The 16941-nt window shown below is 46.1% G+C and carries 17 protein-coding genes and 1 pseudogene; 16 read left to right on the top strand and 2 right to left on the bottom strand.

Features of this window, described 5'->3' with window-relative positions; genetic code table 11:
* The first annotated feature begins 252 nt into the window (after positions 1–252).
* The 3 genes and pseudogenes from KGF65_RS05765 to KGF65_RS05755 all read left to right on the top strand — a co-directional run bounded on the left by KGF65_RS05765 (position 253) and on the right by KGF65_RS05755 (position 1810).
* On the top strand, positions 253–573 hold the full coding sequence (locus tag KGF65_RS05765) for a helix-turn-helix transcriptional regulator (RefSeq protein WP_101873928.1): 321 nt from the start codon (positions 253–255) through the stop codon (positions 571–573).
* Between the two features lie 220 nt (positions 574–793).
* Entirely contained in the window at positions 794–1516 is a 723-nt protein-coding gene (locus tag KGF65_RS05760; RefSeq protein WP_146127357.1) for a hypothetical protein, read from the top strand.
* Between the two features lie 16 nt (positions 1517–1532).
* Positions 1533–1810: pseudogene (locus KGF65_RS05755) on the top strand (multiprotein-bridging factor 1 family protein).
* Between the two features lie 316 nt (positions 1811–2126).
* On the opposite strand, the gene KGF65_RS05750 reads toward KGF65_RS05755, so the two are convergent.
* Positions 2127–2495, bottom strand: coding sequence for a hypothetical protein (locus tag KGF65_RS05750; RefSeq protein ID WP_003637978.1), 369 nt, complete (start codon positions 2493–2495; stop codon positions 2127–2129).
* Positions 2496–2890: 395 nt separating this feature from the next.
* A complete protein-coding gene (locus KGF65_RS05745; RefSeq protein ID WP_216748181.1) occupies positions 2891–3253 on the bottom strand; it encodes a helix-turn-helix domain-containing protein in 363 nt (120 codons plus the stop codon).
* A 427-nt stretch (positions 3254–3680) separates the two neighbouring features.
* On the opposite strand from KGF65_RS05745, the gene KGF65_RS05740 reads away from it, so the two are divergent.
* The 13 genes from KGF65_RS05740 (at position 3681) to KGF65_RS05680 (ending at position 16850) form a co-directional block, all read left to right on the top strand.
* Entirely contained in the window at positions 3681–4379 is a 699-nt protein-coding gene (locus KGF65_RS05740) for a CPBP family intramembrane glutamic endopeptidase (RefSeq protein WP_050339042.1), read from the top strand.
* Between the two features lie 811 nt (positions 4380–5190).
* The gene (locus tag KGF65_RS05735) at positions 5191–7698 is read left to right on the top strand and encodes a CAP domain-containing protein (protein ID WP_101873925.1); all 2508 of its coding nucleotides are present in this window, start codon (positions 5191–5193) and stop codon (positions 7696–7698) included.
* A 444-nt stretch (positions 7699–8142) separates the two neighbouring features.
* Positions 8143–8505: a hypothetical protein gene (locus KGF65_RS05730; protein ID WP_225083345.1), complete on the top strand. Its 363-nt coding sequence runs from the start codon at positions 8143–8145 to the stop codon at positions 8503–8505.
* Positions 8495–10345 (top strand): acyltransferase family protein, encoded by a 1851-nt coding sequence (locus tag KGF65_RS05725; RefSeq protein ID WP_101873924.1) that lies wholly within the window; start codon positions 8495–8497, stop codon positions 10343–10345. The genes KGF65_RS05730 and KGF65_RS05725 overlap by 11 nt, the downstream gene beginning before the upstream one ends.
* A gap of 680 nt (positions 10346–11025) precedes the next feature.
* Positions 11026–11280 (top strand): GlsB/YeaQ/YmgE family stress response membrane protein, encoded by a 255-nt coding sequence (locus KGF65_RS05720; protein ID WP_003637989.1) that lies wholly within the window; start codon positions 11026–11028, stop codon positions 11278–11280.
* An 11-nt stretch (positions 11281–11291) separates the two neighbouring features.
* Positions 11292–11837 carry an alkaline shock response membrane anchor protein AmaP gene (gene amaP / locus KGF65_RS05715; protein WP_088769912.1) on the top strand — a complete coding sequence of 182 codons (546 nt, stop codon included), beginning with the start codon at positions 11292–11294 and terminating at the stop codon, positions 11835–11837.
* 12 nt (positions 11838–11849) lie between these two features.
* Positions 11850–12032: a hypothetical protein gene (locus KGF65_RS05710; protein WP_050339037.1), complete on the top strand. Its 183-nt coding sequence runs from the start codon at positions 11850–11852 to the stop codon at positions 12030–12032.
* A gap of 14 nt (positions 12033–12046) precedes the next feature.
* Positions 12047–12469, top strand: coding sequence for an Asp23/Gls24 family envelope stress response protein (locus KGF65_RS05705; RefSeq protein WP_050339036.1), 423 nt, complete (start codon positions 12047–12049; stop codon positions 12467–12469).
* Between the two features lie 121 nt (positions 12470–12590).
* Positions 12591–13079 (top strand): Asp23/Gls24 family envelope stress response protein, encoded by a 489-nt coding sequence (locus KGF65_RS05700; RefSeq protein WP_088769911.1) that lies wholly within the window; start codon positions 12591–12593, stop codon positions 13077–13079.
* Between the two features lie 335 nt (positions 13080–13414).
* Positions 13415–14215 (top strand): fumarylacetoacetate hydrolase family protein, encoded by an 801-nt coding sequence (locus KGF65_RS05695; RefSeq protein WP_101873923.1) that lies wholly within the window; start codon positions 13415–13417, stop codon positions 14213–14215.
* A 181-nt stretch (positions 14216–14396) separates the two neighbouring features.
* Positions 14397–15407, top strand: coding sequence for a DUF4767 domain-containing protein (locus tag KGF65_RS05690; protein ID WP_105923572.1), 1011 nt, complete (start codon positions 14397–14399; stop codon positions 15405–15407).
* Between the two features lie 372 nt (positions 15408–15779).
* The gene (locus tag KGF65_RS05685) at positions 15780–16112 is read left to right on the top strand and encodes a PTS lactose/cellobiose transporter subunit IIA (RefSeq protein ID WP_216748182.1); all 333 of its coding nucleotides are present in this window, start codon (positions 15780–15782) and stop codon (positions 16110–16112) included.
* Positions 16113–16223: 111 nt separating this feature from the next.
* Positions 16224–16850, top strand: coding sequence for an alpha-L-rhamnosidase (locus tag KGF65_RS05680; protein WP_216748183.1), 627 nt, complete (start codon positions 16224–16226; stop codon positions 16848–16850).
* Positions 16851–16941: the final 91 nt, after the last annotated feature.

Here is a 16941-nt window from a genome sequence, read left to right as displayed (position 1 = left end):
TTTCTTAGACCCTTTCTTTTTCGGTAAAGAGGCTTATCGTCCTTTTTAGTCACAATCTTGCATCTGGTTATGTGGCTTGAGCAATTTCTTAGCACGGATGAGGCTTGATTGGTCAATGATCGCGATGAATAAAGCTTTAGCTCGCAGTGGAAGTGTCCTGCATTAAAGAATGTAAATCAGTTTTTACAAAATGTCGCAGTAGTGTTTGTCGGTTCCCAGAATAATCGTTGAGTAAGAAAGGCGGTAGTATCGGTGTTTAAAGTTGAGTTTAATCATGCGGTCGAAATGAATGTTGTTCCGACGACTTCAGCAGCGGATGCGTTAAAAGAACTGATGGATTATCATCACGTGACGCAATCAGAACTTGTCATGCACATTGCCATCTCGCAAAAGCAGCTTTCGTTTATCTTGAATCGGCGTGCTTACATGAGCATTGAAGTGGCGCGTAAAATTGAACGTGCGACGGGTTTGAGTGCCAAGTGGCTGCTCCAACTGGATTTGAATTATCGGTTTGCTCATTATGAGCCTGAAGATGATGATGGCGTGAAACGGTTTAGTTGGGCGAAGTCTTAGGGTAACTCATTGTAGTGGAAGACTGATTGTAATTATCCTGATAGAAAAGCACATCTAGTATTTAAAGTTATTAATATTTCGATTTGGGGGATCACTTATGTGTTTAACGTTGCCATCACTAGAATTGTTGCTGAATAGAATACGAAAAGCCGAGTTACAAAATTTGGCTGAATTACTTTTGACTCAAAGGATGTTTGAAACGTTCAGCAGTAAGTCAAAAATGGTGGATTATCGGGCTGCAATTATGAAACGGGCTGGAAATAATAAGCTTGTCCGTGCAAAATTAAAACGGTATTTGTATTCACATGTGACGACGACAGCTACTGATACACGGAATTTGTTAGGGGTCAATGTCCGCTTTTTTAATAAAATTCAGAACTTGGGCTTAATATGCGCTGCCTACGCTGAGAAAAATCCTTTTGGCAGTGGTGAAGTCAAGTATTTCACGTATGCAGACATCGTGAAGTGTTATGAGAATGCAGTGTTCAAAGCGGAAAAGGTCCACTATGATGCAACGCATGCAAAAAATCAGCAACGTGCCAAGAAGGCGGCTGAAACCAAGTTCGCACAAACGAAGGCCATTATTGATAACCTGGATATTCGGGTTCGAAAGGTCAAATCAGCCAAGCTATTCAAGAATGCATTGGACAGCAAACTAAAATTTGAGACCGAAAAGTATTATGAAAGAATGCCTGAGCGCATGGATTGGGAACTCCCAACTTTGCAAGATTTGCAGAACGCTCCAGTTGCTGATCAAAATCGGTGGGTTGATAATTATATCCGGCATCAACTCACCAACTATGATGACATTGATATTGAAGGCCTGGTGGGTGTCCATCAGATGTATGCAGCAGATTTGCGTGCAAAGATGACGGCCAAAATACGACAAGTTTATCCGTTTTATCGAATGGATACGTATGTTCAGAACTACTTGGGAAGATAATTAAGGTGTTAATTTCATGGCGACAAATATTCCTTTTGACGATTATCTCGATGAACCACTCAAGGACACCGAATTTAAAGCTGATGTCGCTGCCGAATCTACTAAGCTGGAAACTGCTGTTGCACTGACGAATGCGCGTGAACGTGCTAGGTTGACACAATCTGAATGGGCAGAACACGCGGATGTGCTACCGTCAACGATTGCGCGGGTTGAAATGGGCGGAATACCAGCTTTGATATGATCAGTTGGATTGCGTTTGTGCTGGGTAAGAAGCTCGAAGTTGAATTCATTTAGTTAAATTGCTGGTGCGCCAGTTTTCAGCGCTTTCAAGACTAGTGTGGGGACCTGGGAAGTGCGACGCTTGAAGTTAGCTTGCACTTGCAGACAAATAAGTAAAGAAGCATTTATCCGTTTTATACTCACAAAATGTCATGTAGTGAGTAAAAAACGGATTTTTGTATTGAGACCGATTGTAATGGAATCCCAACGGAAGTAGCTGTTTTGATGAATTTAAAAAGCCTTACCCAGTAGTAAAACTACTCAGTAAGGCTTAAAAGTAACCAGTTTATGTAACCGTAACTCAATGAGTGCGGCCTGGTTTAAGTTCTAGTTATGCTTGTGGTTGGCTGAAGTGCTTTAACGTTGCTAAATATAAAGAGCCACCAATAATTGTGATAATGCCGCCGACCCAACCTAAGAATGGGATAAGTGCGATTGCACCACCGACAATGAGTAAAACGCCTGGTGCAGTATTAACGCGGTCGTCACCTTTATAATAAATTAATGCAATGATTCCGAGTGCTAAAATAGCAATTTTCAAAATAGTCAGGAAACCTGCCGCACCAGATGTGCCTGATACTGATCCATTGGCTGCATCACTTAGGATACCACCAGCAATAAACCAGCCCCCGAATAATAAGATAATGCCGCCAACTAGCCCAACAATTCCGTTGGTGAGCGCTAAATTCTTTGACTTCATGTTGAAGTTCCTCCCTTTTTTACAGCTTTTCATGTCGATCAGTTTATTGGACATAAGTTGTTAAAGCCTAACCAAAATCTGGATATTCCAGGAAAAATAGGTTTACTTTTATATGAATGAACAAGGCTCATATCGAAATTGACAAGCACAATTTTCCCCATGGTCGGGTTAGACAGTCAACGGATTGCCCAGCCCAACTCTTATGTATCGGTACATGGTCTTGTTCGTGATTGATGATCGTTTAGCGAGCGCTGATCAAATCGGTTAGTGTTGAGTCGAAATATAATCTGTGTTAACAGTTGAGTCATTAGTTCGGATACAATGACTGCCGAATCCGGATGGCTCTGATGGCTGATTAAAGTACCACCATACCATCCTTGATAGCGGGTAGAGTCTTAGCGGCGCTCCCAGAAGATGATTGCCATCGCTACTCGGACTTGTTTTTGTTCTTCGGCCGTCAGCGCTTTACCTTCGTACGTCATCGAATCTGCATTCGCGTCGAGAAATTCTCGTAAGTCATTCGTGACCCATTTAGGACTATCATCCTTACCAAGTAGGTAGTCGGTAGTCACATCATATAAATCCGCGATTTGCTTCAGCATGTTCGAATCGGGTTCATTGGTGCCATATTCATAGTTGGCGTAGCGCTGCATGCTGCTCAGCCCTAATTTCCTGGCGACCTCAGTTTTCGACCAGTTGCGATTATCGTGAAGATTGATTAGTCTTTGAATAAAGCTGTTCTGTGTGTTGTCTGACATGTCATAGTCTCCAATGAGTGTATTGTATAATATTTAAACGTAAAATTTAGTTTTTTAAATGAAAAATTTAATAGAATGATTTATTTAAATAAATCATTTAAAATATAATTTTATTCATTAAGTATAATGTATTCGGACGGTTGGAACAAAAAAATATTGGAATAAATGCGTCAATCAGAACAGTATGGCGTATTTGAATTAGCACAGCGGCTTGATTACATTAACAACCGTTAATTTATTCCGACTTCATCTAAAGCATGTCATAACGGCCAAGTTCCTCAATCCCCCTATCTTACCAGCGACAATCCATGTGAAAATCCCAAATTCGTGGTACCCTTATAACAATCAATGGGGAGAAACAACTAGCGCTGACGTGTGCACTGACTGCGCTAGACCAACAATCGAGTGAATGAAAAGGGGACGCCATATGCAAAATTCAAAACAGAATCAAACTAATCGCGTAGTCAGTTGGTTGCTTAATGCCGCCAAATTAATTGGATTATTCGTACTATACCAATTGGCGATGATTCCGACGATGCTACCGAGCATTATGCACAAGACGTCTGGAATTGGTGTTATTTTATCGGCACTGGCGAGTCTCGTTTTACTGGGACTATTAATTTGGTGGCTAATTTGGTTATATCGGCGTCAAACACCAATGGTCAGTCGATTGCCACGACCAACTCGACCAATCTGGGGTCTGGTTGGGATGTTTGCCTTATTAGAGTTCGGCAATGTGCTCTCAGGACTGGTCGTGCAACAAACGCCGGAGAACCAGGTGATCCTAGACAAGGTTTTCGCCACTAATCCAGTACTCAATGTGATTTTGATGGCGCTGCTGGCACCAATTATTGAAGAATTGATTTTTCGCGGGTTGATGTATCGGTGGCTGTTCCCACGTTTGACGAGTTGGGGAAGACTGGTGATTGCCGTCGCCTTTTCAAGTATCCTGTTCGCATTGGCACACACGACGACGTTCAGTCCCGCAATTATCGCTTACTTGCCGATTGCCATCGTACTCAATCTGACGTATGTCTGGTTTAATGATATTCGTTATAGTCTGGCACTTCATATTATTAATAATTCAGTCGCCGTGATTGGGATGTTTGCGCTACTGTCTCACTAGCCTGTATTGTAAGATAATCATCGTGATGAATGAGTATTAAAAGATCGTTATTGCTTTTGGAGCAGTAGCGTTTTTTTTGACGAGTTCTTGTCGAATCATAGCTTGTCTGGCCAGACGTAAACGGCAAACAATTGGTTGTCAAAGCATGTAACAGAACTGTACAATGAACGTAAATCAATTTGGAAGTGGAGGAGCCATAGATGAAGTTATTGCAGACTAAGCATGTCACGATTAGCGTTGACAGAACCAGTTTGAGGGAGAAAATTGAGGGCTTGATTTTTTGGGGATTATTGGTCGCTTTAGTGATGTGGTGGAAAAAAGGTTCAAAATCGCAATCCTGATAAAGGCGGTCGTGTTGCGTTAATAGCGCTTGGTCATTTCAAAAACTGAAATACGCTACCAAGCCCATTCTTATCCAAGGCTTTTCGTAGTCAATTGTCACAGAAGTTGCCAAAAAATTATTGACCAGAAGCAGGTTGACCTGTCTAGCAATTTGAAATAAGCACGATTTGGAAGTTGTAACTGAACTTTTGCCGTTATTGTCAGACGAAAAATCATAAGTCGATTGCCATTCTTAAATCAAGTATCGTTCTAGTTCACAATTGTTAATTAGAACGATACTTTCACATTGTAAACTAATACCGTTATTCACAACAATGTAGCTTGAAAGATATTCCAGCAAATCGAATCCACAGCCGTCATCTAGCCTTGATACTTAACCAAATTGTTCAAATTTAGTCATAAACGTAACCTACAAAAATAGGCGCAATGGTTTATAATAATATTTATACCAACTTATTGGAGTGAGTTTATGAAAAAGAAATTGTTATATACCGGTATTACCACGGCGGCACTGTTTGTGGGGACCCAATTAGGGGTAAACAATGCACAGGCGGATACCGCAACGACGGATGATACCACGGCCAACCAAGCAACTAATACTGCTGCGACGCAGGCCAGCACGAAGACTGCCACCAATGAAAAATTAGCGACGGTCAAGCCAACTAGTCAGCAACAATATGATGCCAATGTTCAAACGGCTAAGGGGAATGTTGCGACTTCTAAACAACAGGTCGCCGATGCCCAAGCTAAGGTCACGGCAGCTCAGACACCAGTCACGGCGCAAAGCGAAACAGTTGCGGCTAGTCAGGAACGGTACGATGCTGGTAAGGCTCTGATTGATAACGCACAACAAACACTGGATGCTGACAATCAAGTTCTCGCCCAAGCTGAAGCTAAAGTTGCGACTAACCAGGCCAAGGTAACCGCCGCTGAAAATAAAATTCCAGCTGACCAACAACAGATTGAAGCTAACAAGACTGCAATTGCGAACCAGCCGGCAACCGAACAACGCGCCCAGACAGCAAAAGCGACTGCTGATACGGCTTTGACGCAAGCAAAAGCTGATCAAGCCACGGCACAAACGAACGTTGATAAAGTCAAGCAAACAACCGCTGCTAAACAAGCGGTCGTCGACCAAGCAACTAAGGACCAGCAAGCTGCAACGACCAAGGCCAATCAGACCAAAGCTGCTGTCACCACCGCGCAAACGGCAGTGACTAAGAACGCCCAAGCAATCAGTTCAACAAAGTCAGCAATTCAGAACACGACCAATGAAATTAACGCTAATAATAGCGCCATCAGCGCGGCCCAAGCCAAAGTTGATGCTGCGACGGCAGCGTTAGCTGCAGCCAAGAAGCCAGTGACAACGACCGAAAGTCAAAGCCAATATAGTGCGGCGATGTTTCCACAGTCAGATATCACTAGTACTCAAACGGTGACGCTGACTTACCCTCAAAATGGGAAGTATGTGCCGAATGTGGATAACATCAACAAGTACATGTTTGAGTATATCAACGAATTGCGTGCAATCAACGGTCAACCGGCACTAAAGCAGACGACGACCTTGCAAAATAACGCAATTTCCCGTGCAGCTGCGCAAGTAGACGGTGGCTTGGACCATACGGGTTCTGTTTATTCAGAAAACTTGACGCAGATGTATCCGGAATGGTATCAAAGTGACCAAGAAGTGGCGTATGCTGCTGTCATGGGCTGGTACGATGAATCTAACAATGTTGAACAGGGGTCATTTGGACACCGCATTAACCTGATCTATTCGACGGGGAATGCCGGCGTGGCAGCTAACTTAGCCAAGCACGTCGCTGCATTTGAAGTCGACAACGCTGGCATGACCAGTGAAGCCTGGGACAAGTACATTGATTTGTTCGAAAACGCTCATACTTCGGCTGCGACGGGCACGAAATCTTTGCCTGCTGTCACGTTTGACTATGTTCAGACGACACCAGCTGATCCTAAGAAGATTGCCGCTGCCAATGCCGCGTTGAATGCTGCCACGACCAGTTTGACTGGTTTACAAACGACGGGTCGCTCCTTAGCTACCACGCTCGCTAAACAAAACGCCAGTTTACAAACGTTGCAAAATCAAACGAGTGGTTTGAAGGCCACGGTTGCCACTAACCAAGCAGCAGTTGCTGCCGCCATTGCACGCTTAACTACGGCGAATACGAATCTAGCCCAGGCCCGCGCAGCTTTAGCGCCAGTTCAACAGCAACAAGCCGCTGCGCAACAAAGCTTAACGGCCGCAATCGCTAAGACAGCCGCGGCCCAAACAGCCGACGACACTGCCGCTAAGAATTTAGCAAGTGCCAAGACGCTGGTTGCGGACTTGACTGCTGAAAACACCCGGTTAGCTGCCGAAATTGCAGCCTTACCAGCCGAAATTGCAGTAATGAAAGCTCAAAATGAAGTCGACGAACTACGAATTTCCATAGCTAAGGATATGTTGGCACAGGGACAAGCCCAAGTGGATGCTGCAAAAGCACAATTAGCAGCTGGTAAGGCCTTGTTAGATAGTCAAAAGGCTGATTTAGCACAACTCAACCAAGTATTGGGTGCTGCAAAGGTTGACTTGGCCGTTGCTCAGGGTGATTTGACTGCCACACAAGCTTTCCTGGCCCGGGTCGAAGCGAATAAATATCTCGTTACGACGGCTGTTGCCGATGGTGTGACGGAAACTGATGACCAAGCAACGGCAACAAGCCAGTCAGCACAAACACTTGCCGTCACTGCGAACACGAGTGCTACCGCTACGGCTGACGCAAAGTCTAACGTTACGACGACTGCTTCCGTGAACAGCGCGGCGAAGACGGTTACGAAGCCCGCTGCCAAACCAGCAGCTGCTCAAGCGGCGGCTTTGCCACAGACGGATGAACAATCCGATGCTGGTTTAACGGTATTGGGATTATTAGCAGCCAGTGTTTCATTCTTTGGTTTCTCAAAACGGCGCAAACACGCCTAGGTATCTGCCATCAATAAGTGACAGTTGTCTCAGAATCAACAACTCTTTAAGCAGTCAAACTCGGGTCTTTTCTCAGTTTGACTGTTTTTATGTTGGCTAGATTTTAAGGTTAGTGAATTAAAGGATAATCGCAATCAAACAGATAAAATACCTATTTTTCAATATTGGGTATCCGTCTAGCGTAATATTTAGTAATATATTAGTTAATGCTGACATTATTATCGATTTAATTATTTAAATAAACGAATTAAATTGGCCGATAATTGATGTAGACAAGTGCTAGCGACTGCAGATAAAGAATTGCATTCAGTAACAAATTGTGGTCGCGAGCGTTATCATATAAGCCCGCGGATGATTGGGAAATCCGTGAGACGCGATTGTACTTATACAAGGGGTAACCGGGATTGTGAAAGGAAAGGAAACATGGGAAAAATCAGGAGCAGAATGATCTTTGAAATAATAACGATTGTTGGCATTATCGCCTTCGCAGTAATCAGTCTCATGCCGGCGACGACTGAGAAGCAAAGTGTTCGGCTGGACCATGGTCGAATGAGTTATAACGGCGCCGTATTCAAACACAAATTTGATGGGCGGGGAACGCTTCAAGTTCAAAAGCAGGGGCGCTACGTGGGTCACTTTGATAATGGCCGGTTTGAAGGCCCGGGCGAGTTTATTGCGCCTAGTGGTTGGCGATTACAAGGGAACTTCGACAAGGGCGAACTCAGCGGTGTCGTCAAGTTACATATTGGTAATAAGACGTACGCGCAAAAAATTACGGCGGATGGGAAGTTAGAAAATGCGGATTAAATGGTTTAGTTTAGTACGAATCACCGGGCTCGTACTGGTATTAACGTACCACTTTTTTCAGACCCAGTTCACCGGCGGGTTTATTGGCGTGGATGTATTCTTCACCTTTTCCGGCTTTCTGATTACGTCGTTAATGGTGGACGAATTTGCCCGTTCAGATAATTTTAAACTAATGGCCTTCTATGGCCGCCGGTTTTATCGAATCGTGCCACCACTGTTCATCGCCGTGTTGGTCGTGTTACCGCTGACTTATTTTATCGATCACGATTTTGTGACAGATATTGGCAAGCAAGTCGCAGCGGCCTTGGGGTTCACGACTAATTATTTTGAAATTGCGACGGGTGGGAGTTATGAAAACAAGTTTATCCCACACCTGTTCGTGCATACGTGGTCACTGGCAGTCGAAATGCACTTTTACATCGTCTGGGGCTTCGTTGCTTGGGTCGTCGCCAAAATCAGTCGCCGCTTAGCTAGTGGTCGGCAAGCGTTGACGCGCTTCCGGTGGGGCTTAGGCATTTTAACGACGATCTTTGCGATCGAAAGTCTGGTCATGATGACTTTTGGCGCGGTCGGACTGAAGGATTTTTCACCGGTCTATTTCTCAAGCCTCACGCATTGTTTTCCATTCTTTGTCGGCGGGCTGATTGGAATCTTGAGTGGTATCAAGGCTCAAGGGCCGGTGTATCGTTGGACGACGGCGCACAGCAACCCCATTTTAGCTTCAGCAATTATGTTGATCAGCTTCATTTTATTAGTGACATTGGGTTACGAAATGAAATTTGAAGCCCTGCAGACCTATCAGGGTGGTTTGTTGCTAGCGACGGTACTGGCGGGCGTCATGATTTACGGGGCGCGCTTGCTTCATGACCAGACGCCTAATCTCAACGAACCCCGCTGGATGGGCTTTCTAGCCGACGTCAGTTATAGCGTCTATCTCTATCATTGGCCGCTGTACGTGATTTTTTCGCACCTGATGGTCAACTGGTTGGCGGCCTTGCTCACGACGGTGCTGTCCATCGTACTTTCAGCCTTGTCGTATTATGTCTTAGAACCAGTGATTGCGGGTAAACGGGGCCATCTCTTTGGTCATCGGGTCACCTGGCGCCAGCTACAATTGCCTGTCATCACGGCGGGCGTTCTGTTGGCGGTCAACGCGGGCGTGGTCATCAGAAATGCGCCTCAATTGTCGACTTTGGAACAAAACCTGTGGATCAGTGGCATTTATCAGGACGTCGATAAAGTGGCGACGACCCATGATGCCGTCTTAGCGGCGGTCGCACCGAAGAAAAAGCAAGCGCCAAGCCATAAAAACGCACCAGCCAAGGCACCGGGCGTGTCAATCATTGGCGATAGTGTCACGCTCGGAACGCGCTCTTATCTAGGGGACCACGTTGCCAACAGTAACATTGATGCGGAGGGTGACCGGACGATGAATCTGGCATATAAAGTCATGATGAACCAGCAACGGAGCCACACGCTACGCGAATACGTGGTCATCTGTATCGGGACCAATGCCTTGGATGATTATGAAGAACAAACCATGAAAATCATCCATGACCTGGAGCCGGGGCATAAATTAATCTTGATGACGCCGTATAACGCGCGCGCTGATGCAAACTGGAATTCATCAAAGTTAGCAGTGTTGGAACGCAAATTGCCTGAAAAGTACCATTTCATTACGATTGCGGACTGGGGCAAAATCGCTGCGCAACATCCAGAAGTCTTTAAGGGAACGGATGGGGTGCACTTTGGTGGCATTCGTGCAGGTGATATTCTGTACGCCAAAGTCATCAATGATGCCTTGCATGCGGCCAAGCAGACGCCGGCTAAAACGAGCTAAGCATTTTGGTAGAAAATGACACTAGCGATGAACCTGCTTGTTGATGAATGAGTGTATGGGTGCGTTAGTGGTGAACTTTTCCGGTAATGAATAAGTATCGAGGCGGCGCTGACGTTGGGTACCGCGATTACCAGGAAAGCCGTCATTTGACAGTGTGATTGCTAGTAAAACTGGAATTTGGCAGTACGACTGCTAGTCAAATAGTCATCCGGCATTTCGATGGCCGGTAAAATTGCAATCCGATACCAGGATTCTTAATCAAACTAAAGTCTGGTATTTCGATGCTCGGTAAAACTGCAATCCAGGACTCGGACGCCAAGTTAAACTAAAGTCGGGCATCATCCTGACCAGTCAAAACTAAATTCGGTCGTGTTTCTGTTATGGAAATGCGGCCGATTTTTTAGTTGTGGTTATTAAAATCGTTGGCAGCTTTCACGGTGCAGGTCGAGACAGTCCTAATCTGTGATGTTGATGAGGACGTTACAAGTGGACCATGGCTTGCAACGTCTTTTTTAATAGGTTCCAGCGTGATTGAATTGTGATAAATGCTGTAATAACGGGCTTTTTACTGTTTTTTTGATGCAATAACAAATTCAACTATGCATATTAATTGTCTGTTAATAATATTATGGTTATCATAAGCATGTAATAAAAATTCTAAATGTTAAGGAGTGATCACTATGTTAGGATGGCTTTGGTCATTAATCGTTGGTGGTGTTATTGGGGCGTTGGCCGGCGCGATTACTAGTCGGGACGTGCCAATGGGAATTATCGGTAACATCATTGCTGGTTTAGTTGGTGCCTGGATCGGGCAATCACTGTTGGGGACGTGGGGACCATCATTAGCAGGGATGGCGTTAGTCCCATCGATTCTCGGCGCAATTATCTTAGTGCTAATTGTTTCAGCAATTTTCGGCATGACGAAGAAGCGATAGGCGGTGATTAAATGAGCCGCTTTGCGAAGTTCATGGTAACACTTGTCGGAATTATCTTAGTGTTGTTAGCGGTCTTTGAATTAGGTCAATTGTATCCGATTCCGTGGCTCACGGAATGGCTGGCAGAAATGACGGTCAGCTATCCGATGGTCTGGAGTAGCTTGTTGATTGTCTTTGCTGCCGTAGCCGGTATCGTCGGTATTTTGATGATTATTGTCGGTTTGTTCAGACCCGTTAAGGTCAATACGCTGACTTATGAAGGTGATCACGGTCAATTGACGATTCCACAACGGGCTTTGGAACGTGACTTACAGTATCGGTTGGTCAGTCAATTGAATTTGATTGATCCCGATGTCCAAATTAAGTTACGCAATCGTCACCGTGTTCGCGTCAAGATTGACTCGATGGTGAGCGATAAGGCCAAACTAGAGTCAGTGGCACAACAAGCGGCCGTCATTGCGCAGGATTACTTGAGCCAACAACTCGGATTGAAGGTTGAGCAACCGGTCGTCCAAGTTCGGCCAGCTGACCATGAGCGCAAGTTGACCGTGGTGTAAAGGAGGCGCCTAATGAGTAACGCACAGTATGGGTTTCTGATTGGACTGCTTTTGGGAATCGTCTGGGTACTAACCAGTTTTTCAGCAGTCTTATTAGTCGCAGTGTTGGGGCTGATTGGCTGGGCAATTGGGCGATTCGTCCACATTGACTTGGCCGTTGTTAGCCAGAAGTTGAGTGAGTATTTATCTAAATAATGGGAGGAATTACAATGGCACAACCAGAACAACAATTACAGACGCAGTTGACGTTTGACGATGGTGTGATTGAAAAAATCGCCGGTTTAGCTTCACGCAATGTCGACGGTGTATTATCCCTAGAAGGCGGCATGTTAAGCAATTTAACGAACCGTTTTCGTGATGAAGCTGACCCAACGCAGGGGGTCGACGCACAAGTCGGCAAAAAGCAAGTTGCCTTGGATATGACGATGATTGTCGAATACGGCAAGGACATGCGCCAAATCTTCAACCAGATCTGTCAGCGCGTTAAACAGGACGTTGAACGGTATACCGGATTGCAAGTGATTGAAATCAAGGTCCACGTCAGCGATGTAATGAGCAAGCGCGATTGGCAAGACCAGGCGACCGGCAAGCCGAACACCAATCAGTCCACGGACAATCGGCAGGTTGAATAACCTGATTGCGTACTGACGACAAGCACGTCGCAGTGCAAGCCAGCCATCGTTGAAATTGCAATAATTGAGTCGTTAGTGCCCACCATGGCCGAGACGACAGACTTTAGAGGAGGAATTCTAAATGGCAGACACAACCACGTTACAACCTGAAGTTGTTTTTGATGATAATGTATTAGCGAAGATTGCGAGCAATACGGCCCAAGAAGTTGACGGTGTCTTGAGTTTACAAGGTAACTTGATTGACGACATCTCCAACCGGTTTACCGATAAGGACCGACCACAAACGGGGGTTTCCATCGATACCGATGATGACGATCAGACTGTAGGCATTGAGTTAACGGCCGTGCTCGCGTATGGCAAGAACGGGCAAGAAATCTTGAACCGGGTTGCTGAAAAGATCGCCAAAGCGGTCAAATCAATGACTGGCTATCAAGTGACTAAGTTAAAAATGGTCGTTAAAGATATGTTAACGATGGAAGAATGGCGGCAACAGAATGACAAACAGCAAGACGACAAGCAATCAAGCGAGAAACATCCAGATGAACCGTCGCATCATGAGCAACATCCAAGCGACAAACAACCAAAACCAGCACCTGACATGCAACATTAAAGTTGACGTCAATCGGTATGGTTAGCGGTGTCCGACAATTAGGCGGGCACCTTTTTTTGATGGAATGAGCGATTCATGCTTGTAAAAGGGCAGGCTGTTTGTGGCCATCAGTTCGGGAACAGGCAGTGGTTAAACTAAATCGAGTACATGGAACGGCGATTGGTGCGTGCTGAGGATTGCGACAATTTCGAACAGTCACTTTCTGAAGTTTCATTGAGCTTACCTTACCCAGCGTCGAGATGCAAGCATTGTTTCGCAGCTGATTTGGCGCTATTATTATGGTTATGTGAGTGTATAAATGAAACGGATGAAAAATAATCAATGAGGTGTTTGAGATGAAAATTGGGATGCGCGCGAACCGACCATTTATTATTACGGCTGAAAATCAGGGACAACCAGTCCTGAATGCACAAACGATTTTGGAAGCGCTATACATGGCGCCGAATCAGCGGCAGTTAGGACCAGTTGAAACCTTTAAACCGGAAGACTTAGCCGCACCGGTCACGCAACCGCGGCAGATTTTTGCCGTTGGAATGAATTACCGTGATCACTCCGAAGAGATTCACATCACGTTACCCAAAGTGCCAAGTATCTTCACGAAGTTCAGTAGTTCACTGGCCTCGGCCAACGTGGCTGTGACTGCCCATGGCCCCAAGACCGATTGGGAAACGGAGCTGGTCGTCATGATTGGTCGCGGCGGGCGTGAGATTCCGGTCGCTGACGCTATGAGTCACGTGGCGGGTGTGATGGTCGGCGAAGATTTGTCCGATCGTGAGGTCCAGTTTGAAAATGACAATCCTCAATTTTCAATGGGTAAGTCGTTTGAAAATTACGCGCCGGTCGGACCTTGGCTGACGACGGTCGATGAATTGGCCAATTTGGATGATGAAGTGATCACGACGACCGTCAATGGTCAGACGATGCAGCAAGCGCCATTGCGCCAACTAATTTTTAAAGTGCCCGACCTCGTGCACTACTTATCAACAGTTTGTGACTTGCAGACAGGAGATTTGATTTTCACTGGGACACCGAGTGGTACTGGCGTTGGCCGGGAACCACAAGTCTTTTTGAAGTCTGGCGACCAGCTGACGGGCCACATCACGCACTTGGGAACCTTGAATATCACAATTAAATAAGCGATTTGAAAGTCGGTATGTGTGGCTGGTGATGATTTAGATTATGAACCAGTTCTATGGCACCGACTTTTTTAGTACAATAAAGGTAATCGTTTGTGTCTGCATGTTTGGTTTCAGCATTGTCACTAATCAGCGGAGCCAGCGCAACTCAGAATAGGGGGATACCGGCACGGGACCGGTTATGAATCAGATGAAAAGAATGTGGGTCGGATTAATTTTAGGCAGTCTATTATTAGCGGGGTGTTCGTCGCAATCGCAGTCAGCAACGAAGCAATCCAGCGCGAAGACGACAACGACCAAAGTCAAGCACAGCCAGTCAAAGCAAGCAAACGCAGCTAGTGTCAGCGATGACTCAGCGTCCAGTACGCAGGCTACCTTGTGGAATACGGGGAAGAAGGCCGCCTTATCGACGTTTATGGCGTCCTGGCAGAGCGAGATGGGACAGACCTATGTCGGCACGTATGATGACAAGGCACCTGACCATTTGGGCTATCATTTTCCAGAAGTGTTCAAAAATGGACAATTGGATGGCCACGTCAAATGGGGGAGCCAGGCGGTCAGTTTGAAATGGTCGACGGATGGTGAAGACAGTAGTCCGCTGCAAGTTGTCGCGGTCGCAACGGGCGGTAAGGCGGAGGCAATCTATCCAATCACCTACTTCTTCTGCCTGCACAACCAACGGCCAGTGGTATTGGTCACTGAAACGACTAACGGCGACCAGTTGATCCTCCACGATACGCAAAATAGCGCGCTTCAAGCTGGGTTTGCCAAAATTATCACCGGGACGAAACCGGCAATCCTGTCCGATACGAGCCTCACCGCGGGAACGGCCAGTGCCGTCGACGCCAACCAGTGGCCGCAGACCTACCAGGGCACGTGGTATTACTATGATGAGTATAGCCATAAGGTGCAGTCGTTTACGCAAAACAGCACGGATGATTTGAAGCTGGATTATGAACCATTTGACGGTCGCAAGTGGATCAATATCAAAGGCGCACACCAAGGTGCTGGGGCCGGCAATTATGTTTATTTGCGCTATCACTACTTTGATGGGCGCCAGATTCCTGTCATGATGATGGGTAGTGGCGCTGAAGCCTGGTTTGACGGGAACGCTTATCAGAGTGCGGCGACTGCGCAACAAATGCAACGCTGGCAATATGGTGATGAAACTAAGGACCATAATAATTTTTAACCACCATTTTTGTGGCGAATTTAGGGTGTCCAGATAGCTTGAAAAACAAATAAAAAAATATTAACTGATTTTAGAACCGGACCGCGTATATACGTAAAAAGGCCCGGTTTTCGTTTTGTAAAGTTTATGTATATGTTGAAAAAAGGACGATTCTTTTCTGCAAACGAATGCTATACTGTGAGATAAGTTAATGGTGTCAAGACACACGTGCGATAATAGTGAGCCCTGGCAATCGTTAATTTGATCATCGAACATCGTGCCGACAGCATGGGGACCGGCGCAAATTCAGGACGTGTGCGATGATACTGGTCAAGGAGTTGGAACGAGAACTGGTGGGGGATGTTACTCCGCTTCACATTGAAGGGGGATCATATGCAACAGATAAATACTGAACATACGCTCAATGTCACAATGGCCATGATTTTAAACATCGGGAATGCCCGCTCACTAATTGCTGCGGCATTAGCTGATGTCGCTGGGTATCGCTACCAAGTGGCTCGTGAAAAAATGCGACGTGCGGAGGCCGAGCTATTGACGGCGCAACAGCTACAGGCTCGGCGGTTAGTCGAGAATGCCGAGGCGCACCGTTTTGTCCATTCCACGTTATTCATGAACGCGCAAGCCACCTTGGTCAAAGTCATGAGCGAATTCCATATGACGCAGAACTTGGTCAGCACCTTTGAACACTGGGAACCGGAGCAGTGAGCGATAGTCGCATTAAGTCCAAGCCTAGTGGCACATTGGGATGGACTAACCGCAATGAGCATGGAATGTTGACCATGGAAACATGCAGACAAGATAAAGCGAGGGACACAGATGACAGTGACTTTTAACGATAACCAGTTCTATCAGATTACGGACCAATCTTTTACTGCCAATCCAAAACTACTAACGAAAGCGAACTTTTCAATCCCATTAACAACGCGAACGATTACACCACGGCACTACCTGGTCACGTCTAAGCTGACTTATGCTGCCTTAGTAGCAGCGCGTTGGCAACCGGTGACCGGGCCAATCAAGCTAAACAAAAATGAACGGTTGATTTTAGATTTAGGCGCTGTATATGTCGGCCATTTTCAGATTGCGCTCGACGTGGCGGGTTCGCCGATGGATGCGCCACTGTTAATGCGGACGCACTTTGCTGAACGCCTACAAGAACTTGGGGTGGACGCCAGTCAGGTTGAAAGTTGGCTACCGTTATCCTGGATTCAAGGCGACACTCGGCACGTGGAAGTTTTGCCAGCAACCGTCGAATTTGAGCGCCGTTATAGCTGCCGGTATATCATGCTGGAGCCAGTGGGCCAGTCGCTTAAGTGGCAACCCGTGCTGGCGGATGCGGAATTTCGGGCGACTAGTGTGGTGTTGAAGGAGGCGGTGCGGCCGATTAGTTTAGTGGTGCCGGTACTGAACGACCCTAATGACGAAGACGCGATGGTGGCATGAGTGTTTTGGGGCCTTGGTCTTAAGGCGTCCGAATAGTTGCTGTACTTGGGTAACACCAGTGAATCGGTTCTGATTTTACAGGAGTAACTGC

This window comes from Lactiplantibacillus sp. 30.2.29 (assembly GCF_018991255.1).
Lineage (GTDB): Bacteria > Bacillota > Bacilli > Lactobacillales > Lactobacillaceae > Lactiplantibacillus > Lactiplantibacillus pentosus.
The sequence above is the reverse complement of the archived record's forward strand: the minus strand, read 5'-3'. Positions and strand labels throughout refer to the sequence as shown.